A 20,326-nucleotide genomic window follows, 5' to 3' on the forward strand; every position below is an offset into this window, starting at 1 on the left:
CGGACGCCGCACCCGGAGTGTTGCGGCGGTCACGGCGACCGCTTGCCGCGGGCCGGCCGGTGGCCGGAACCGGCATGGTAACGATTTGAAAACGGTCGGGCGCGTCCGCTGCGAGTACCGTCGTGGACACCACCTTGGCAGCAAAGAAGAAACCGTTTACGGTGCAGTGACACGGACGACACCCGCAGGCTACCGATGGTCGCGGGCGGGGCCGACCGTTGGCCGGGGCAGCCGCCCGGGTCGCGCTTTCACTCGGATCGTCCGGCACGTTCCTGCCGGTGAAAGGAAGCACCACATGGCTACCGTCTCGTACCAGAAGGCGACCCGGATCTATCCGGGCACCGAGCGGCCCGCGGTCGACCACCTCGACCTGGAGATCGGCGACGGCGAGTTCCTCGTCCTCGTGGGTCCCTCGGGCTGTGGAAAGTCGACCAGCCTGCGCATGCTCGCCGGCCTGGAGGACGTCGACGACGGCTCGATCTACATCGACAGCCGGGACGTCACCCACCTGCCGCCGAAGGCCCGCGACATCGCGATGGTCTTCCAGAACTACGCGCTGTACCCGCACATGACGGTCTACGAGAACATGGCCTTCGCGCTCAAGCTGCGCAAGACCTCCAAGTCCGAGATCGACCGGCGGGTCAAGGAAGCGGCGGCGCTGCTCCAGCTCGAGGACTTCCTCAACCGCAAGCCGAAGGCGCTCTCCGGCGGCCAGCGGCAGCGGGTCGCGATGGGTCGGGCGATCGTCCGGGAGCCGCAGGTCTTCCTCATGGACGAGCCGCTGTCGAACCTCGACGCGAAGCTGCGGGTGCAGACCCGTACCCAGATCGCCACGCTGCAGGCCAAGCTCGGCATCACCACGGTGTACGTCACGCACGACCAGGTCGAGGCCATGACCATGGGCCACCGGGTCGCGGTGCTGCTGGACGGCGTGCTCCAGCAGGTCGACACCCCGCGGGCGCTCTACGACAACCCGTCGAACGTCTTCGTGGCCGGCTTCATCGGCTCCCCGGCCATGAACATCAAGACCGTCCCGCTGACCGAGAACGGTGCGGCATTCGGTGACATGCTCGTGCCGCTGACCCGCGAGCAGGTCGCGGCGGCCAAGGCCGACGGCGGCGGCGACAAGGTCACCGTCGGGTTCCGGCCCGAGGACTGCGACCTGGTCGGCCAGGGCGAGGGCGGGCTGCCCGTCGTGGTCGAACTGGTCGAGGACCTCGGCTCGGACGCCAACGTCTACGGCCACGCCGACATCGCCGGTTCGTCCGAGCGGTTCGTGGTCCGCACCGACCGGCGGCAGATGCCGAGCATGGGCGACACGGTGTACGTCAAGCCGCGCGCCGGCCAGAACCACGCCTTCCACGGAACGAGCGGCATCCGGATCTGACGCCGATCGACAACGCCGAAAGGGGGCGGTCCGCGCCAAAGCGCGGACCGCCCCCTTTCGGTCTGTCGGGCTCGGCGGTCCCACCGCCGCACCCCCAACGGTGGTTCTACTGCCGGGCGCGGCGGCGGGCGATCTCGGCGAGCGTCACCGCGGCCGCCACGCTGGCGTTCAGCGACTCCACCTCGGAGACCATCGGGATGCCCACCAGCATGTCGCAGGTCTCGCCGACCAGCCGGGACAGCCCCCGACCCTCCGAGCCGACCACCACGACCAGCGGGCCGACGGCCGCTTCGAGGTCGTACAGGTCGGTCTCACCGTCGGCGTCCAACCCGACCACCATGAAGCCGGCCTGCTGGCACGCCTTGAGCGCCCTGGTCAGGTTGGTCACCTGACCGACCGGCACCCGGGCCGCCGCGCCGGCGCTGGTCCGCCAGGCGGTCGCGGTGATCCCGGCGGCCCGCCGCTCCGGCACGAAGACGCCGTGCGCGCCGAACGCCGCGGCCGAGCGGAGCACCGCGCCGAGGTTCCGCGGGTCGGTCACCCCGTCCAGCGCCACGAGCAGCGGGGCGGGCTGTTCCAGCGCCGCCGCCAGCAGGTCGTCGAACGGCTGGTACGCGAACGGCGGCACCTGCAGCCCGATGCCCTGGTGCAGCACGCCGCCGGTCATCCGGTCCAACTCGGCCCGGCTGACCTCCATGATCGCCAAACCGCGGTCGGCCGCCGTACGGACGGCCTCGTTCACCCGGTCGTCGATGTCGATGCCCTGCGCCACGTACAGCGCGGTGGCCGGCACCTGGGCGCGCAACGCCTCCACCACCGGGTTGCGGCCCACGAGCAGTTCGGGTCCGTCCTTGGCCGGGTTGGACCGCCGGCCGGGAGCCACCCGCGGCCCGGACCGGGTGGGTGCTCCCCGGCCGCCGCCGGCCGCGCCGCGCGCGACCGCGCGCCCGCCGGCCAGGCCGCGTCCGCCCTTGCCCCAGGTGGTGTCCTTGGTACCGGGCTTTCCGATCTTGGGCGCCCGGCCCTCCTCCGCCGCCGTGCGGCGTTCCTTCTCCTGCTTCCACGCGGTCCGCTCGGGCAGCTTCTCGGTGCCCGAGTAGCCCTTGTGCCACGGCCGCTCGTCCGCGGGCAGCGTGCGACCGCGACCGGCGAGCGAGCCCCGGTTCTTGCCGCCGGAGCCCTTGGTGGCGCCCTGCTTCGGCGTCACCCGTCGGCCCCGCCGTTGTGAGTTGCCAGCCATCAGTCTCGATCCCCGATCGTCCAACGCGGTCCCTGCGGAGTGTCCTCGACCATGACCCCGGCCAGCTTGAGCTGGTCGCGGACCGCGTCGGCGGCCGCCCAGTCCCGGCGCGAGCGGGCCTGCGCCCGCTGCTCCAGCGCCAGCGCCACCAGCGAGTCGACCACCGACCGCAGGTCGTCGGTGGGTCCGCCGCCGGTCCAGGCCGGATCCAGCGGGTCGAGCCCCAGAATGCCCAGCATCGCCCTGGTGGCGGCCAGCGCCGCGCGCAGCGCGGCGTCGTCACCGGCGGCCAGGGCCGAGTTGCCATCCCGGAGTACGTCGTGCAGCACGGCCAGCGCCGCGGAGGTGTTGAGGTCGTCGTCCATCGCCGCCGCGAACTCGGCCGGCAGCTCGCCCGGCTCGCCGGCGCCGATCCGTTCCACGGCCCGCTGGACGAAGCCCTCGATCCGCCGGAAGGCGACGGCCGACTCGCGCAGCGCATCCTCGGTGTAGTCGATCCGGGACCGGTAGTGCGCGGACACGATGTAGTAGCGCAGCTCGACCGGGCGCACGCCGAGGTCGGCCACGTAGCCGAGGTCGAGGGCGTTGCCGGCCGACTTGCCCATCTTCACCCCCGCCAGGCTGAGCAGGCCGTGGTGCACCCAGAAGCGGGCGAACGGCAGCCCGAGGGCGCGCGACTGGGCGATCTCGTTCTCGTGGTGCGGGAAGACCAGGTCGAGCCCGCCGCCGTGGATGTCGAACTCCTCGCCCAGGTAACGGCGGCACATGGCCGAGCACTCGATGTGCCAGCCGGGCCGGCCACGGCCCCAGGGCGAGGGCCAGTACGCGTCGATCGGCTCGTCGGGCTTGACGCCCTTCCACAGCGCGAAGTCCCGGGGATCGCGCTTGGCCCGGTCCGGGGCGTCCTCCGCCGGCTGCATGGCGTCCGGCTGCTGCCCGGACAGTGCCCCGTACGCCGGGTACGAGGTGACGTCGAAGTAGACGTCGCCCGAGTCGTCGCCGGCCGGGTACGCGTGGCCCGTGGCGATCAGCTCGGCGATCATCTCGTGCATCTCCGGGATGTGCCCGGTGGCCCGCGGCTCGTAGGTCGGGGGCAGCACGTTGAGGGCCCGGTAGTCGGCGCTCAGCAGCAGCTCGTTGGCGTACGCGATCGACCAGAACGGCCGCCCCTGCTCGACCGACTTGGTGAGGATCTTGTCGTCGATGTCGGTGAGGTTGCGGATGAACCGGACCGCGTAGCCGGAGCGCAGCAGCCAGCGCCGCAGCACGTCATAGTTGACCCCGGAACGAAGGTGGCCGATGTGCGCGGGCGCCTGCAGGGTGAGACCACACAGGTAGACCCCCACCTTGCCGGCTTCCCGCGGGACGAAGTCCCGCACCGATCTGGTGGCGGTGTCGTACAGGCGTAGTGTCACCCGACAAGGGTAGCCGGCCGCCCTCGGGCCGAGGTGCCCGAGGCGTACCGGTCGCGACGGCCCGACGGCCGTACCCTTCGGTGATGGACAGCACGGGCCGGCCGGCGGAATCGACCGGCCGGGTACGCCCGGCGGAGTCGGCGGGCCGGGCACGCCCGGCGGAACCGACCGGCCGGTCACGCCCGGCGGAATCCGCGCAGACCCTGGACCGGGGGCTGCGGCTGCTGCATCTGGTGGCCGACGCGCCGGGCGGGCTCACCGTGACCGAGGCCGCGCAGCGGCTGGGCGTCGGGCGGGCCGTGGTCTACCGGCTGGTCGGCGCGCTCGCCGAGCACGGGATGGTGCGCCGCGATCCGGCCGGCCGGCTGCGGCTGGGGGTCGGCGTTCTCCACCTCGCCCGCCGGGCGCAACCGCTGCTCGCCGAGGGCGCGTTGCCGGCCCTGCGCCGGCTCGCCGAGCAGACCGGGGCGACCGCACACCTGACCGTGGTGGAGGGCGGCGAGGGGGTGGCGCTCGCGGTCGTCGAGCCGAGCTGGACGGCGTTCCACGTGGCGTACCGGACCGGCTCCCGGCACCCGCTCGACCGTGGCGCGGCCGGGCAGGCGATCCTGGCCGGCCGCAAGGGCCTGGACCGGCCGGTCGCCACGAGCGGCGAGTTGCAGCCCGGGGCGTACGGCGTGGCGGCGCCGGTGCTCGGCGTGCCGGGACTGGAGGCGAGCGTCGGGGTGGTGGCGCTCGCCGCGCTGGACCCGACGGTGGTCGGCGGGCAGGTGCGGGCGGCGGCGGAGGCCGTGGCCAGCGCCCTCGGCTGAGTCGCCCGGCCCGGACCAGGCGGCCCGCACCAGGCGGCCCGGATCACGCGCTGCGGTTCGGGCAGCCGGATCACACGGCCGCACCGGGCGGCCCGGATCAGGCCGTCCGGATCAGGTTGTCCGGATCAGGCCGTCCGGACCACGATGGGCTCGGAGAACACCGAGATGCCCGCCGGGTTGGCCGCCCGCAGCCGGTAGTGGTAGGTGCTGTCCGGCGCCACCGTGTCGCTGACCGCCCGGCGCGGGCCGGGCACGGCGACCGTGACCAGTCCGGTGCGGAACTCCCGGTCCGCGGCGCGCTGGAGGGTCCAGCCGGTGACGACGCTGCCGGCGTCCTTGGACCAGCTCACGGTGACCACGGTCGCGCCACCGGGCTCGGACACCGCCCAGCCGCGCAGCCCCACCGGCGCCGCCGGGGCGTGCGGCGTGGTGACCGTGGCCACGTTCGACCAGGCCGACGCGGAGCCGAGGTAGTGGGTACGGACCCGGTGGTAGTAGGTCGTGTCGGCGGCGACCGTGTCGTCGACCCAACTGGTTCCGACCGGGAGTGCCACCGTCACCAGGCCGGCGGTGAAGGTCGGGTTGGTGGCCCGCTGGAGGTGGACGCCGGTGGCGTACGAGCGGTTGGTCCAGGACAGGTCGATGCGCAACGGGCCGTTCCCGGCGACCGATGCCAGCAGCCCGATGGGCGCCGGCAGCAGCGTCCGGGCCGACGCCGTAGAGGACCACGCCGAGCAGCCGGTCGGTCCCTCGGCCCGGATCCGGTAGTGCTGGGTGTGCCCGGCCAGCACCGGCGCGTCGGTGTACGTGGTGGTGCCGGAGAGCTGGGCCAGCTCGACCAGCCCGGCGGCGAACCCGGCGTCCGCGGCCCGTTGGAGCCGGACCGTCACGTCCGGGTCCTTGGCGTTGTCGGTCCAGACCAGCATGATCGCCGGTTGCTCGGTGGGCGAGCCCGGCAGTGGGGTGGCGGTGAGCCCGGTGGGGGCCGGTAACGGTTTGTCGATCGTGGCGGGGTGGCGCGCGTCGCGGCCGATCACCTGTTCGGACATGGCCCGCTCCTGTTCCGCGAGGCTCGACCGCTTCCGACCGCACTGTCCGCCTGGTCAACCCCTCAGCAGTGGTGACTATCCGTAATCATTGGACCTCCTTTGCGCAACCGGCGGCACCGGGGTGGTGCCGCGACACCGGGGTGGTCCGACACAAACGTCATTACCGACAAATAGGGCGACATCGACGCTGATTGTGCCGCGCAGGTGTCACTCTGCGCTCACAGAAGGGTCATTCTGCGTACGGAAACGGGTCAGGGATGGGTCATCCGCAGGACGTCCAGCGCCTCGTCGAGTTGTTCCTCGGTGAGCCGGCCCGACTCGACGTGCCCACGCCCGATCACGACCTCGCGGATCGTGCTCTCCCGGGCCAGCGCCTCCTTGGCGATCGAGGCGGCCTCGTCGTACCCCAGGTAGCGGTTGAGCGGCGTGACGATCGACGGCGAACCCTCGGCGTACCCGCGGCAGACCTCGGCGTCGGCGACCAGGTCGGCGACGCAGCGGTCGGCCAGCAGCCGGCCGGCCGCCGACAGCAACCGGATCGACTCCAGCAGGTTGCGGGCCAGCACCGGCAGCATGACGTTCAGCTCGAAATCGCCCTGGCTGCCCGCGAACCCCACCGCCGCGTCGTTGCCGATCACCTGCGCGCAGACCTGACGGACCGCCTCCGGTACGACGGGGTTCACCTTCCCCGGCATGATCGAGGAACCGGGTTGCAGGTCCGGAATCCGCAGCTCCCGCAGGCCGGCCCGCGGCCCCGAACCCATCCAGCGGATGTCGTTCACGATCTTGTATAGCCCCACGGCCACCGTCTTGAGCTGCCCCGAGGTCTCCACCAGCGCATCCCGGGCACCCTGCGCCTCGAAGTGGTTGCGCGCCTCGGTCACCGGCAGGCCGGTCTGCTCGCGCAGCCGCTCGATCACCCGGGCCGCGAAGCCGAGCGGGGTGTTGATTCCGGTGCCCACGGCGGTGCCGCCCAGCGGCAGTTCGGCCAGCCGGGGCAGCACCCCCTGGATCCGCTCCACGCCGTAGCGGACCTGGGCGGCGTACCCGGAGAACTCCTGGCCGAGGGTGACCGGGGTGGCGTCCATCAGGTGTGTCCGGCCGGCCTTCACGACGGTGCCGAACTCCTCCGCCTTCCCCTCCAGCGCACCCGCCAGGTGCTCCAGGGCCGGCACGAGATCGTGCACGACGGCGTGCGTGGCCGCGAGGTGGATCGAGGACGGGAACACGTCGTTGCTGGACTGCGAGGCGTTCACGTCGTCGTTCGGGTGCACCTCCCGCCCCAGCTCACGGGCCGCCAGGGTGGCGATGACCTCGTTGGTGTTCATGTTCGACGAGGTGCCCGAGCCGGTCTGGAACACGTCCACCGGAAACTGGCCGTCGTAGCCGCCGTCGGCCACGTGCGCCGCGGCGGTGGCGATCGCCGAGGCCACCTCGGGATCCAGCACCCCCAGTTCGGCGTTGATCTGCGCGGCCGCACCCTTGATCTGGGCCAGCGCGCGGATGTGTGCCGGTTCCAGCCCGCGCCCGGAGATCGGAAAGTTCTGCACCGCACGCTGGGTCTGGGCTCGCCACAGCGCCTCGGCCGGCACCTCGACCTCGCCCATCGTGTCGCGTTCGATCCGGAATCCGGCAGCCTCTGGAGTCGTCACAGGTTCCATCCTGCCCCGGTCGCCGTCGGCCCGCAGATGATCGCCGGCCCGGACGGCAGCAGCGGGTGGACCTACCGCGTCCCCGGCCGCTCGGTCCAGCCGACGGGGATCAGCTCCGACCGATGGTGAGGACCGGCTTGGTGACCTCGGCGAAGAAGTCGTTGCCCTTGTCGTCCACCACGATGAACGCCGGGAAGTCCTCGACCTCGATCTTCCAGATCGCTTCCATCCCCAGCTCCGGGTATTCGAGCACCTCGACCCGCTTGATGCAGTCCTGGGCCAGCCGGGCCGCCGGGCCGCCGATCGAGCCGAGGTAGAAGCCACCGTTCTCGGCGCAGGAGCGGGTCACCTGGGTGGACCGGTTCCCCTTGGCCAGCATCACGTACGAGCCGCCGGCCGCCTGGAACTTCGCGACGTACGCGTCCATCCGGCCGGCCGTTGTCGGCCCGAACGAGCCGGAGGCGTACCCCTCGGGGGTCTTGGCCGGGCCGGCGTAGTAGACGGCGTGCTCCCGCAGGTAGTCCGGCATCGGCTCACCGGCGTCCAACCGTTCGGCGATCTTGGCGTGCGCGATGTCCCGGGCCACCACCAACGGGCCGGTCAGGGACAGCCGGGTCTTGACCGGGTACTTGGCCAGCTCGGCGCGGATCTGCGCCATCGGCCGGTTGAGATCCACCTGGACCACCTCGGAGTCGGCGTCCAGCTGTCCCTCGGTGACCTCCGGCAGGAACCGCGCCGGGTCGGTCTCCAGCCGCTCCAGCCAGACCCCGGACGGCGTGATCTTGGCGACCGCCTGCCGGTCGGCCGAGCAGGAGACCGCGATGGCCACCGGGCAGGAGGCGCCGTGCCGGGGCAGCCGCACCACCCGTACGTCGTGGCAGAAGTACCGCCCGCCGAACTGCGCACCGATGCCGAACTGCCGGGTCAGCTCCAGCACCTCGGCCTCCAGCTCCAGGTCCCGGAAGCCGTGCCCGGTCATCGACCCGGCCGTGGGCAACTCGTCCAGGTACTTCGCGCTGGCGTACTTCGCCGTCTTCAGCGCGTACTCGGCGGAGGTGCCGCCGATCACGATCGCCAGGTGGTACGGCGGGCAGGCGGCGGTGCCGATCAGCCGGAGCTTCTCGTCCAGGAACTGCATCATCCGGGTGGGATTCAGCAGCGCCTTGGTCTCCTGGTACAGGTAGGACTTGTTGGCCGAGCCGCCGCCCTTGGCCATGAACAGGAACTTGTACGCGTCCGGATGCCCGTCCGGGTCCTCGGCGTACAGGTCGACCTGGGCCGGCAGGTTGGTCCCGGTGTTCCGCTCGTCCCACATGGTCAGCGGCGCGAGCTGCGAGTAGCGCAGGTTGAGCCGGGTGTACGCCTGGTAGACGCCGCGGGCGACGGCCTCGGCGTCGGTGCCGTCGGTGAGCACGTGCCGTCCGCGCTTGCCCATCACGATCGCCGTGCCGGTGTCCTGACACATCGGCAGCACGCCGCCGGCCGCGATGTTGGCGTTGCGCAGCAGGTCCAGGGCCACGAACCGGTCGTTCGGCGAGGCCGCCGGATCGTCGATGATCGCGCGGAGCTGGGCCAGGTGCGCCGGGCGGAGGAAGTGCGCGATGTCGTGCATCGCCTCGGCGGTCAACGCCGTCAGCGCGGCCGGCTCCACGGTGAGGAAGCGCCGGCCGCCGGGTCCGTGCACCACGTCGACGCCCTCGTCGGTGACGAGGCGGTACTCGGTCCGGTCCGGCCCCACCGGCAGCAGGGGCGCGTAGGAGAAATCGGCGGCACTGCTCATGAGGGGCAAGCCTAGGGCAGAGACGATCCATCGGCGAAAGCGACGGCCACCGGCCGGCTTCGGGCAGGTGGCGGGCCGGATCAGCCGGCCGGGTCGGCGCTGCCCGGCGGGCAGATCTCATTCTTCGGGCCGCCGCACGTCGGGTCGGCCGGCACCGGTACGCCGCCACCGGTGGGGCTGCCGGCCGGGCGGCCGTCGCCCGGCCCCGGTGCGCCCTGGATGGTCCCGAACGGCAGGTAGCCGATGTCCCGACCGTCGCCGATCACGATTCCGGTGGGTCCGACCGCGAGCACCTTGGCCGTCGAGTGGACGTTCACCAGCTCGCGTCCGGTACGCGGGTCGAGCGCCACGATCCGGTCCGGATCCTCGTCGATCACCGCCACCGCGTACGGGGTCAGCCCGACGGCTCCCTTCGGGTTGAGCGGCCGGGTCCACCGGACCGACGCGTCGGCGAGTTCGTGGGAGTTGACCGACTTCTGGTCGGCGGAGCGGGCCACCGCGTACCGGTCGTCGACCGCCAGCAGCTTCTCCCCGGCCGCGCCGGTCCACAACTGCCGCCCGTCGTACGCGTCGAGCACCGCCTCACGACCGTCGGCGCCCACCCCGACCAGGACGTTCTCGCCGCCCTGCGGGTTCTGCCGCTGGGCGCAGCCGGCGCCGTCGGCGGTTCGCAGGTTGAGCCCCGTGCGCCGCCACACCTCCTGCCCGGTCGCCGGGTCGGTGGCCGTCACGGTGAAGTAGCAGGTGCCGTCCGCCGACCTGGCCTGCACCCGGACCACCCGGCCGCCCACCACGACGATCCGGTCGTCCTGTGCGGGCTTGGTGTTCTGCACCACCCGGCCGACCGCGGTGTCCACCACCACGACGCGGCCGTCCACCGGCAGGCCGAGCAGCGCGGGCATCAGCCGGGGACCGGCCGCACCGTCGTCCACCTGCCGGGCGCCGATGGATCTCGGGTTGAGTCCCTTCGGGCTGTCCGCGGTGAGCCCGGTGCTGACCCCCGGCACGAACGTGCTCCACAGCGCCGTGCTGCCCCGCGGGTCCCAGGCGGTCAGCATGCAGTCGGTCGAGGTGCTGCACCGGGCGTCCAGCAGCGCGTTGCGGTACGCCCACACCGCCACCGCCGAGGTGTCCTTGCGGCGCACCGCCCCGCTGGTCGGGTCCAGCACCTCGTACCCCTTGGTCAGCAGCTTGCCGACCGCGACGACCGCGTCCGGCCCGTCGCCGGCCACCGCGGCCCAGTCGGCCTTGCGCTGCCAGAGCTGCACGCCGGTGACCAGGCTGCGGGCCTCGACCACGGTGCGCTCGCGGACAACGAGGGTGTCACCGGCGACGGTGACGCCGGTGGGCGTGCCGCCGACCTGTTCCTGCCAGGCCGGCGCCGGGTCGGACAGCGACCGGCCGGAGCTGGCCCAGTCCCAGATCTGCGGGAACGGGTTCCACACGCCGGTGATGGCCAAGACGACGATCACGACCAGCGCGAAGGCCAACCAGCACTTCACGCAAGGGCCGTTCCCCTTCGCCACCGGATCACCGTAGCCAAGTTCACGTCCATCCGTGGCACCCCAGCAGGCGTGTCGCGGGCTGTTTCACCGTCCCGCGGCAGGTTGCCGGGGGCCGGCGACGGTGGCCCGGACCAGCGGAAGGACCCGGTACGGGATCTGCTGGGCCAACGCGATCAGGCTGGAGGCGCGGGTGATGCCCTCGTACGACACGATCTGGTCGATGACCCGCTGGAGGTCGGTGTTGGACCGGGCCACGATGCGGCAGAGCAGGTCGCTCGCCCCGGTGATGGTGTGCGCCTCCAGCACCTCGGGGATCCGGGCCAGGTGCGCGGTGACCGCCTCGTGGCCGTGCCGCTGGCTGATCTCCAGGGTGACGAACGAGGTGACCGTGAAGCCGATGGCCGCCGGTGAGATGTCCGGACCGAAGCCGCGGATCACCCCCGGGCGACCAGCTTGTCCAGCCGGGCCTGGACGGTGCCGCGCGCCACCCCGAGCCGCCGCGAGCACTCCAGCACCCCGATCCGGGGCTCCGCCGCGAGCAGGTCGACGAGCCTGACATCGAGCGGATCAAGTTGGTCAACCTGTACAGCCATATCGCCAGTAGACCATACGTAATGCGCAAGCTGACCAGCTAATTTTGCAACAGTTGCCCAGCAGCTTGCCGAGCCGTAATGCTCGACCGGAGGACGCCGCCCACGAAGCGGGCGCCAACTGGAGGGAGTCGCGATGACCCAGGCGATCGACCGACCGACGAGCGGCGGAGCGGGCGACGAGGTGGACGCCGACCAGCTGATCGGCGCGGTGGACCACGACATCTCGCACGACCCGTTCCCGGTCAAGGGGCTCGACTACGTCCACTTCATGGTCGGCAACGCCAAGCAGGCCGCGCACTACTACTCCACCGCGTTCGGCATGACCTGCGTGGCGTACCGGGGACCCGAGCAGGGCTACCGCGACTACGCCGAGTACGTGCTCACCAGCGGCTCCGCCCGGTTCGTCTTCACCGGAGCCGTCCGCCCGGACGCCAAGGGCGCCGCGCACGTCGTGCAGCACAGCGACGGGGTCATCGACATCGCGCTGGAGGTCCCGGACGTGGACGCGGCGTACGCGCACGCCGTCGGCCAGGGCGCGACCGGCCTGGTGGAGCCCACCGACCACAGCGACGAGCACGGCACGGTACGGGTCGCCAGCATCGCCACGTACGGCGACACCCGGCACACCCTGGTCGACCGGTCCCGCTACGACGGCCCGTTCCTGCCCGGCTTCGTGGCGCGCGGCCCGATCGTGGACCGGCAGCCGATGATCGACGCCGGGATCCAGCCGAAGCGCTTCTTCCAGGCCGTCGACCACGTGGTCGGCAACGTCGAACTCGGCCGGATGGACGAGTGGGTGGAGTTCTACAAGCGGGTCATGGGCTTCACGAACATGGCCGAGTTCATCGGCGACGACATCGCCACCGACTACTCGGCGCTGATGTCCAAGGTCGTGGCGAACGGCACCCGGAAGGTCAAGTTCCCGCTCAACGAGCCGGCCGTGGCCCGCAAGAAGTCGCAGATCGACGAGTACCTGGAGTTCTACGGGGGGCCGGGCGCCCAGCACATCGCGGTCGCGACCAACGACATCATCGCCAGCGTCGACGCGATGCGGGCGGCCGGGCTGGAGTTCCTGGACACCCCGGACTCCTACTACGACGACCCCGAACTGCGGTCGCGGATCGGCAACGTCCGGGTGCCGATCGAGGAGCTGAAGGCCCGCCGGATCCTGGTGGACCGGGACGAGGACGGCTACCTGCTGCAGATCTTCACCAAGCCCGTGCAGGACCGCCCGACGGTGTTCTTCGAGCTGATCGAGCGGCACGGCTCGCTGGGCTTCGGCAAGGGCAACTTCAAGGCGCTGTTCGAGGCGATCGAGCGCGAGCAGGAGGCGCGCGGCAACCTGTGACGTTGCCGGTACGCCGGGCGCGGCGGCCCGGGACGGGCCGCCGCGTCAACCGTTGCCCCCGCGGCGCGGATAAGGTGCCAGCGTGAGATTGTCGAGGTCCGCGCCGTGACGGTGCAACCGGGCTGGTACCGCGATCCGGCCGAGCCGAGTACGCAGCGATACTGGGACGGCGAGGGGTGGATCGGCGCGCCGCTGCCGGTGGACGCCACCCCGCCGCCGGGTCCCCACCGGACGAGCCCGAGCCGGACCATTCGGATGCCGCGGAAACACTTGGTGAAACCGCCGACCAGAACGGCCCGGCGGAGCACCGGGCCGCGACCGGTCAGGCTGCCCAGCCGGCCGGTGCCGCCGGGGACCCGGCCGGCGGCAGCCCGCCGGCCGGCTGGACGCAGGCGCCACCGCCCGGCTGGACGCCGGGACCGACGCAGGGACCACCGGCCGGCTGGCCACCGGGGTCACCGCCGCCGGGCTGGACGCAGGGACCGCCACCAGCGGGCTGGACCGGCAACCCGCCGGGCTGGACGCCCGGATCGCCGCCACCGGGCTGGACCGGCCCGCCACCGGGCTGGACCGGCCCGCCACCGGGCTGGACGCCGGGGGCACCGCCGCCCGGCTGGGCCGGCCCGCCGCCGGGTTGGACCGGCAGCCCGGTGCCGCCCGGCTTCCCGCTGCCCACGCCGTACCCCCACGGCCTCGCGCTGGCCGCGCTCGGCCCACGACTGGTCGCCCGACTCATCGACATCACCGTCGTGCTGCTGCTCAACGTGCTGGTGAACGGCTGGTTCGTCTGGCGGTACGTGCAGGAGGTGGCCCCGGTCTACCGGGAGATCTTCCGTCGGTCGATGGCCGGGGACTCGTCCACGGAGAACCTGCCGCAGGCCGGTGAGCAGGCCGCCGGACTACAGATCGTGATCCTGTTGATCATCGTGGCGCTCTGGTTCGCGTACGAGGTGCCGGCCCTGGCCAGCAGCGGGCAGACCCTGGGCAAGCGGCTGATGGGCGTCAAGGTGGTCTCCCTCGGCACCGAACCGGGGCTCACCTTCGCCCGTTCGATGCGCCGGTGGAACGTGCTGGGCGGCATCCCGGTCTTCCTCTGGGTCTGCTGCGTCGGTTTCGTGATCCAGGTGATCGACAGCGTCTACCCGCTCTTCGACCGCCCGCTGCGGCAGGCGCTGCACGACAAGGCCGCGCAGACGGTCGTCGTGCGGGTCCCCCGCGTCGGCACCCCCGCCCCAACGGGCGGCGGCAACACCGATTCCCCAGGAGGTTCCGAATGACCACCCCCGGCGAACCCGCGCCCGCCCGGCTCACCCGGGCCGACCTGGACGCGCTGCCCAACTACGTGCCCGGCCGCAGCCCGGCCGACCTGGCCCGCGAGTTGGGCCTGCCGGAGGCCGTCAAGCTGGCCAGCAACGAGGTGCCCTACGGCCCGCTGCCCGGCGTGGTCGAGGCGGTGGTCAAGGCCGCCGCGGGCGCGCACCGCTACCCGGACATGGGGGTGGTGGCGCTCCGCGACACCCTTTCGGCCATGCTCGGCGTGGACGCCCAGCGGATCGCCACCGGCTGCGGCTCGGTGGCGCTGGCCGAACACCTGGTCCGGACCGCCTGCATGCCGGGCGACGAGGTCGTCTACTCGTGGCGGTCCTTCGAGGCGTACCCGATCATCACGGCGACCAGCGGCGCGACCAGCGTGCGGGTGCCCAACACCGCCGGGCACGGGCACGACCTGGCGGCCATGGCCGCGGCCGTGACCGACCGCACCCGGCTGGTACTGGTCTGCAACCCGAACAACCCGACCGGTACCAGCCTGCACCGGGCCGAACTGGACGCGTTCCTGTCGGCCGTCCCGCAGAGCACGATCGTGGTGCTGGACGAGGCGTACAGGGAGTTCGTCACCGACCCGGACGTGCCGGACGGGCTGGTCGAGTACGGCGACCGGCCCAACGTGGTCGTGCTGCGGACCCTGTCGAAGGCCTGGGGCCTGGCCGGGCTGCGGGTCGGCTACCTGGTCGCGCAGCCGGAGGTGGCCGCCGCCGTGCGCAAGGTGGTCACGCCGTTCTCCACCAGCGCGGTCGCCCAGGCCGCGGCGCTGGCCGCGCTCGGCCAGGCCGACGAGGTACGCCGGCGCTGCGCGCTGGTGATCTCGGAACGGGACCGCGTCACCGCGGCGCTGCGCAAGCTGGTGCCGGACGTGCCGGACAGCCAGTCCAACTTCGTCTGGCTGCCGCTGCTGGACCGCGCCGTGGAGTTCGGCCGGGCGTGCGAGGCGCGCGGGGTGATCGTGCGGCCGTTCGACGGGGACGGCGTCCGGGTGACAATCGGTACGCCGGCGGAGAACGACCTGTTCCTGGCCGTCGCCGAGACCGCGCTGAGCTGACCGGCGCTCGCCGCGGCCGGCCAGGGTCGTGGCCGCCGGCCGGGGTCGTGGTCGTGGCCGCCGGCCGGGGTTCGTGGCCGCCGGCCGGGGTCGTGGTCGTGGCCGCCGGCCGGGGTCGTGGTCGTGGCCGCCGGCCGGTCAGCTCACCGCGAGGATGACCGGCCGGGCGGCCAGGTAGTACCGCTGGTCCTCGGCGCCCGGGTCGACCGGCGGTGCCAGCCGCTCCACCGCCACGAAGCCGTCCGCGGCGTACGCCGCGCCGGGGTCCCAACCGATGCCGTCCTCGCCGTACCGCAGGTCGAAGCGGGACACCTCCCGCCCGGTACGGCTGTCCAGGGTGAGCAGTTCCCGGCGCGGGTTGAGCAGGTGCACCCGGCCCGGCTGGACCGCCAGCACCACGCTGCCCGGGTCGACGGCGTGCCGCCACCGCTGCCGGCCGCCACCGGCCGGCCGGGCCAGCGCGTCGGTCCCGTCGACCGTGACGGCCAGCCCGTCCACCACGTCGGTGCCGGGCGGGTCCAGCAGCGGGGCCGCGGCCGGCTCGGGGCGGTCCACCAGCCAACCGTGCCCGCCGCCGGCCTGGTCGGTCAGTCGGATCGCGGCACAGCCGGACCGACCGGCCGCACAGCCCAGACCGGCCAGACCGACCCACGCCCCGCCGCCACCCGGGTCGCCGCCACCCGGGTCGCCGCCGCCCGGGCCCCAGCTCCGGAGCACGGCACCGGTGGCGGCGTCCCGGAACTGGACCACCCGCGGCGAGTCGCAGGTGTCGATCGCGACGAGTTGGCCGGACGCGGTGCTGAGCTGGTCGGCCAGGCACGCCGCCGGCACGTCGACATGCCACAGCCGCCGTCCGGTGCCGGCGTCGAATCCGACCAGTTCGGTGCGGCCGGCCACGGTCAGCACCGTCGGCCCGTCCGCCGGCCGGGCCAGGCGCAGCCCCGGCGGGTCGTAGCCGGTCCGGGCACCGGTGCGCCGGCCGTCGTATCGGGCGTCGGTCGCCGGGCCGGCGGCCCGCCAGGCGATGCCGCCGGTCCGGGCGTCCAGCGCCACCAGCTCGCCGTCCGACCAGCGCGTCACCACCAGCGGGCGCCCGGTACCGGCCGGCGCGGCGGTGCCGTCGGGCGTCGCGGTGCCGGCCGGTGCGGCGGTGCCGGCCGACCCGCCCTGGTCGGTGGCCACGATGCCGGTCAGCTCGGCGGGCCAGCGCCGGAAGGCCCAGTAGGGGGTGTTGCGGTACCGGGCGTCGACCGGGCCGTCCGCGCTGACCTCCCAGCGCGCCCCGGAGACCCGGATCCGGCCGGCCACGATCAGCGGCGCGGTCGGCAGGGTCCCCCGCACCCCGGTCGAGCTGCGCGGCGCCTGCGGGTAGTCGGCCGGGCTGGCCGTGGTGAGCATCTCCGCGGGAGCGAACACCCGGTAGGCCACCACGCCGATGACGCCGGCCGCCAGCACGGCCGCCAGGGTGGCGCCGAGAATCCGGCCCCAGCTGCTCCGCCGCGGTATCGCCATGTACCGGACCTTATCGGCCGGGCCCCGAGCCGGACGACGCCGGCCTGGCTGATCCCCGCACACGCGGCCCACCGCGCCAGGATCGAACACGCCTTTCACGGCTATGCCTGGGAGTCATTTTTATGACTCTGAGGTATGAGAGTAAAAAATCTTGTCGCGGTCAGCGAGGTCACCGCGCGTGATGGCCGGTCGGCCGGATCATCCCCGGCCCCGAACGGCAGTCGGACCCCGAACGGCAGTCGGCCCCGGAGGCCGGTCCGCCGGGTCGGCCCTAGGCGGCGGTTGCCGGGTCGTCCCGCCGGCGCCCGCCGCGCCGCCGGTCATCGGTACGGCCCGCGTCGCGTCGCTGCACTGCCGCGGCCAGGTCGGTGAGGTCCCGACGCAGGGCGCCCTCGACGGTCCGGGCCGCCAGGCCGCCGAACATCAGCGCCAGCAACCGGCCGTATGCGGCGGTCGGCCCGCCCTCCTGGATCACGGTGACCGTGGTGCAGCCGCGGTGCCGGCCCACGGTGACCGGGGTGAACCGGTGGGTGATCCGGTAGTCGGCACCCACCCCGGCGAGGTGACCGTGCACAGGGTCGGCGGCTCGACCCGCTCCACCACGTACTCCTCGCCGACCTGGAGGCCGTCCGGGAGGGTGCGGATCTCGCGCCACCGGGTGCCGGCGCCGAACGGGCCGGCGGTGCGCACATCGACGCTCTCCACCGTGGACAGATGGGCCGCGCGGGCCGGCAGGTCGGTGAAGACCTGCCACAGCTCATCGACGCTGGCCTCGATCAGTCTGGTCACCGCCACGGTCGACATAGCACCTCCCCGCACCACGGTACGGCGTACTGAGCGATCCGTCACCGCATTACCACCAGACGGTAAGAGGCGCCCGGGAAGCCAGGACCGTCGATCGCCCGAGGGCCCATCGCCGATACGGTCGGAAACCCGATCACCGTTCAGTGAGCATTGCGTCGCTCAGTGCGAATAGGCAGACTCGATTGCGTTCCGCCCGGGTCGCCCGCCTGCGGACCGGGGCCCGCGGTCGGACACGGGGGACGAGGACAGGAGGCGGCAGCTCATGATCCAGGACGGAGGAGACGGGCCGAGCGAACCGGGACCGGCCCGCGCGTGGTGGGAGCAGCCCGGCCGGCCGACGCCGTACCTGCTCTGGGGGTTGATCTGGTGCCGTTGCGGCACTCCCATGGTGCCGGTCGATCAGCGCGCCCGGATGGGACCGCCGGAACGCTTCTACCGATGCGACGGCGGCTGCGGACGGGCACCCGTACCGGCGGGTTGCCTGGAGGGCGAGGTCTTCCAGGCGGTCGTGGCCGCGGCGCTGGACCATTCGCCGCGGTGGACCCTGCGGCGGCTACAGACCCTGACCGCGCACCGGCGCGCCGACCCGGACCGGCGGCGTGACCTCATCCGGCGCTGGATCCGGCGGGTGGTGGCCGACGACGGGAAGCCGCCGCTGCTGCTCTGGGCGGACTACGTGGCCGCGCCGTCCTGACCGGCCGGGGCCGGCAGGATGCGACCGGTCACCTCGCCGAGCGCCACGGTGGTGCCGTCCGGGCCGGGTGCGCTGGCGGTGATCGTCACGGTGTCGCCGTCGGCCAGGAACGTCCGCCTCGTGCCGTCGGAGAGGGTGACCGGCTCGGCACCACCCCAGGTCAACTCCAGGAATGAGCCGACCTGGTCGCGACTCGGCCCGGAGACCGTTCCCGAGGCGTAGAGGTCGCCGGTGCGCAGCGCGGCCCCGTTGACGGTCAGGTGCGCGAGCTGCTGGGCCGGCGTCCAGTACATGCCGGCGAACGGCGGCTCGCTGACCCGGTCGCCGTTCCAGTCCACCGCCAGCCGCAGGTCGAGGCCGAGGTGCGGTACGTCGCGCAGATAGTCCAGGACCGACGGATCCTGCTCGGGCGCCGGCACCCAGGCGTCGGCCAGCGCCTCCAGCGGCACCACCCAGGCCGACATCGAGGTGGCGAAGGACTTGCCGAGGAACGGCCCCAGCGGCTGGTACTCCCATGCCTGGATGTCCCGGGCGGACCAGTCGTTGACCAGGACCACGCCGAACACGTGCGCCGCGAAGTCCGCCACCGGCACCGGCCGGCCCGGCGCGGACGGCACGCCCACCACGAACCCGACCTCGGCCTCGATGTCCAGCCGGGTGGACGGGCCGAACACCGGGCCGTCCGCGGACCGCCGCTGGCCGGCGGGGCGGGTCACCGGGGTACCGGAGACGACCACCGTGCCGGACCGGCCGTGGTAACCGATCGGCAGGTGCCGCCAGTTGGGCAGGATCGCCGGCTGACCCGGCCGGAAGATCTGCCCGACATTGCCGGCGTGCTGCTCCGAGGAGTAGAAGTCGACGTAGTCGGCCACCTCGATCGGCAGCAGCAGCTCGACCTCCGCGAGCGGGGTGAGCAGCGGTTGCACGGCGGGCCGGTGCCGCTCGTCGGTGAGCAGTTCGACGATCCGCTCCCGCACGGCTGTCCACTGCGGGCGGCCCAGCGCCAGGAACCCGTTGAGGGTGGGCAGTCGCAGGGCACCGCCGGCCAGGATCAACCCGGCGTCCTCGGCGGCGTTCAGGTCGAGCACCAGCTCGCCGATCCGCACCCCGATCCGCGGTTCGCCGCCGTCGCGCCGGAACACCCCGTACGGCAGGTTGTGCGTGCCGTACGGGGAACCCACCGCGTCGCGTACCCAGGTCATGACTCGAATCCCCCGTTCACCAGGCCCAGTCGGATGAGATCGGTAAGCGGCTCGACCACGCTGCACGAGCCGAAGCCGATCCACAGCGGTCGCACGCCGTCCCGCCGGGTGCGGACCGGGTCCACCACCCGCAGCGGGTCGGTGGTGCCGAGCAGTTCGGCCACGTCGGCCACCTCGGCGCCGTCGATGGCGGCGGCCGTCGCGGCCAGCACGTTGACGAAGCCGTGATGCGTGAAGCCGGTCTCCGAATCGGTGTGCCGCAGCCCGTGGTGCAACCCGGCGGTCAGCTTGAACGGCACGTCCCGGTCGCGGCAGGCGCAGATCACCGCGGCCAGTTCCACCGGGGTCGGGAAGAGTTCGGCCGCCAGGCCGCCGGTGCGGAATTTCGCGGCGATCCGGCAGCCGCCGGCCCGCGCCCCGGCGATCGTGTCCAGCGCCGCCAGCAGGCCGAAGCTGAGCGGTACCTCGGCGTAGCAGTCCAGCTCGGTCCGCTGCGCGGCGAGCCGGACCAGCCCGGCCAGGCCGGGCTGCGGGTCCTCCCCGCGCTTGGCCACCGGCGCCTCCAGTTGGCGCACCCGCACGCCGTCGTCGCGTCCCAGCCGGTCCAGGACGGCGGGGAGGCGCTCGATGCCGGTGTCCCCGATGAGGCCGATCGGCAGGCCGGCACCGGGCTCGGTACGGCCGTCCAGTGCCCCGTTCGAGACCGCCGAGGCGGGTAACAGCAGCGGGCCGACCAGATCGGCGTACCAGGCGACGCGGTGCTGGCGATGCGCGGCGAGCGCGTCGGGCACGCTGGCGCTTCCCGGCGGGAAGACCGCGGCGTCGTCCACGAGCCCGTCGAAGATCCGAGGTAGCTGCGTTGACACGAACAAAGAACTTACGGGACGCTACGAGTAACGGACAACCACGTCCGATTATCGGACATCACCGGCCGGTGACCGGGACAAAACGGGAGG

General features: G+C 72.9%; 16 protein-coding genes and 2 pseudogenes. 6 read left to right on the forward strand and 12 right to left on the reverse strand.

From position 1 onward, the window contains the following. Nucleotides 1-295: 295 nt before the first annotated feature. Complete coding sequence (locus CIK06_RS26730; protein ID WP_095567119.1) at nt 296-1,387, forward strand: ABC transporter ATP-binding protein; 1,092 nt, start codon at nt 296-298, stop codon at nt 1,385-1,387. Nucleotides 1,388-1,493: 106 nt separating this feature from the next. On the opposite strand, the gene rlmB is transcribed toward CIK06_RS26730, so the two are convergent. Both rlmB and cysS read right to left on the reverse strand, forming a co-directional pair. After that, nucleotides 1,494-2,627: a 23S rRNA (guanosine(2251)-2'-O)-methyltransferase RlmB gene (gene rlmB / locus CIK06_RS26735; protein ID WP_095567120.1), complete on the reverse strand. Its 1,134-nt coding sequence runs from the start codon at nt 2,625-2,627 to the stop codon at nt 1,494-1,496. Beyond that, nucleotides 2,627-4,042 carry a cysteine--tRNA ligase gene (gene cysS / locus CIK06_RS26740; protein ID WP_095567121.1) on the reverse strand — a complete coding sequence of 472 codons (1,416 nt, stop codon included), beginning with the start codon at nt 4,040-4,042 and terminating at the stop codon, nt 2,627-2,629. The genes rlmB and cysS overlap by 1 nt, the downstream gene beginning before the upstream one ends. An 83-nt stretch (nt 4,043-4,125) precedes the next feature. Between cysS and CIK06_RS26745 the strand changes: the two genes are divergently transcribed. After that, nucleotides 4,126-4,854 carry an IclR family transcriptional regulator gene (locus CIK06_RS26745; RefSeq protein WP_095567122.1) on the forward strand — a complete coding sequence of 243 codons (729 nt, stop codon included), beginning with the start codon at nt 4,126-4,128 and terminating at the stop codon, nt 4,852-4,854. A 125-nt stretch (nt 4,855-4,979) separates the two neighbouring features. Here the strand turns inward: CIK06_RS26745 and CIK06_RS26750 are convergent, their stop codons facing one another. From CIK06_RS26750 to CIK06_RS26770, 5 genes and pseudogenes are all read right to left on the reverse strand, one after another. Next, nucleotides 4,980-5,903 carry a fibronectin type III domain-containing protein gene (locus CIK06_RS26750; RefSeq protein ID WP_095567123.1) on the reverse strand — a complete coding sequence of 308 codons (924 nt, stop codon included), beginning with the start codon at nt 5,901-5,903 and terminating at the stop codon, nt 4,980-4,982. A 251-nt stretch (nt 5,904-6,154) separates the two neighbouring features. Next, on the reverse strand, nt 6,155-7,564 hold the full coding sequence (locus CIK06_RS26755) for an aspartate ammonia-lyase (protein ID WP_198348025.1): 1,410 nt from the start codon (nt 7,562-7,564) through the stop codon (nt 6,155-6,157). 100 nt (nt 7,565-7,664) lie between these two features. After that, entirely contained in the window at nt 7,665-9,335 is a 1,671-nt protein-coding gene (locus tag CIK06_RS26760; protein WP_095567125.1) for a fumarate hydratase, read from the reverse strand. A gap of 80 nt (nt 9,336-9,415) precedes the next feature. Then, nucleotides 9,416-10,861, reverse strand: coding sequence for a PQQ-binding-like beta-propeller repeat protein (locus CIK06_RS26765; RefSeq protein WP_369916035.1), 1,446 nt, complete (start codon nt 10,859-10,861; stop codon nt 9,416-9,418). A 63-nt stretch (nt 10,862-10,924) separates the two neighbouring features. Beyond that, nucleotides 10,925-11,433 (reverse strand): annotated as a pseudogene (locus CIK06_RS26770) (Lrp/AsnC family transcriptional regulator). Between the two features lie 133 nt (nt 11,434-11,566). Between CIK06_RS26770 and hppD the strand changes: the two are divergent. The 3 genes and pseudogenes from hppD to hisC all read left to right on the forward strand — a co-directional run bounded on the left by hppD (nt 11,567) and on the right by hisC (nt 15,158). Further along, nucleotides 11,567-12,781 (forward strand): 4-hydroxyphenylpyruvate dioxygenase, encoded by a 1,215-nt coding sequence (gene hppD / locus CIK06_RS26775; protein WP_095567126.1) that lies wholly within the window; start codon nt 11,567-11,569, stop codon nt 12,779-12,781. A gap of 105 nt (nt 12,782-12,886) precedes the next feature. Beyond that, nucleotides 12,887-14,058, forward strand: a pseudogene (locus CIK06_RS32680) (RDD family protein). Then, nucleotides 14,055-15,158: a histidinol-phosphate transaminase gene (gene hisC / locus CIK06_RS26790; protein ID WP_095567128.1), complete on the forward strand. Its 1,104-nt coding sequence runs from the start codon at nt 14,055-14,057 to the stop codon at nt 15,156-15,158. Before CIK06_RS32680 ends, hisC begins: the two are co-directional and overlap by 4 nt. Nucleotides 15,159-15,296: 138 nt before the next feature. Here the strand turns inward: hisC and CIK06_RS26795 are convergent, their stop codons facing one another. From CIK06_RS26795 to CIK06_RS32690, 3 genes are all read right to left on the reverse strand, one after another. Then, nucleotides 15,297-16,670: a PQQ-binding-like beta-propeller repeat protein gene (locus tag CIK06_RS26795; RefSeq protein ID WP_095567129.1), complete on the reverse strand. Its 1,374-nt coding sequence runs from the start codon at nt 16,668-16,670 to the stop codon at nt 15,297-15,299. 271 nt (nt 16,671-16,941) lie between these two features. Continuing rightward, nucleotides 16,942-17,145 (reverse strand): hypothetical protein, encoded by a 204-nt coding sequence (locus CIK06_RS32685; protein ID WP_369916037.1) that lies wholly within the window; start codon nt 17,143-17,145, stop codon nt 16,942-16,944. Then, a complete protein-coding gene (locus tag CIK06_RS32690) occupies nt 17,142-17,474 on the reverse strand; it encodes an SRPBCC domain-containing protein (protein WP_369916038.1) in 333 nt (110 codons plus the stop codon). Before CIK06_RS32690 ends, CIK06_RS32685 begins: the two co-directional genes overlap by 4 nt. Nucleotides 17,475-17,736: 262 nt before the next feature. Between CIK06_RS32690 and CIK06_RS26805 the strand changes: the two genes are divergently transcribed. Next, complete coding sequence (locus CIK06_RS26805; RefSeq protein WP_157756965.1) at nt 17,737-18,168, forward strand: hypothetical protein; 432 nt, start codon at nt 17,737-17,739, stop codon at nt 18,166-18,168. Here the strand turns inward: CIK06_RS26805 and fahA are convergent. Both fahA and CIK06_RS26815 read right to left on the reverse strand, forming a co-directional pair. Next, nucleotides 18,147-19,370 (reverse strand): fumarylacetoacetase, encoded by a 1,224-nt coding sequence (gene fahA, locus CIK06_RS26810; RefSeq protein ID WP_095567131.1) that lies wholly within the window; start codon nt 19,368-19,370, stop codon nt 18,147-18,149. The genes CIK06_RS26805 and fahA overlap by 22 nt on opposite strands. After that, complete coding sequence (locus CIK06_RS26815) at nt 19,367-20,236, reverse strand: hypothetical protein (protein ID WP_095568165.1); 870 nt, start codon at nt 20,234-20,236, stop codon at nt 19,367-19,369. Before CIK06_RS26815 ends, fahA begins: the two co-directional genes overlap by 4 nt. Between the last annotated feature and the right edge of the window lie 90 nt (nt 20,237-20,326).

Source organism: Plantactinospora sp. KBS50, from assembly GCF_002285795.1.
GTDB lineage: Bacteria > Actinomycetota > Actinomycetes > Mycobacteriales > Micromonosporaceae > KBS50.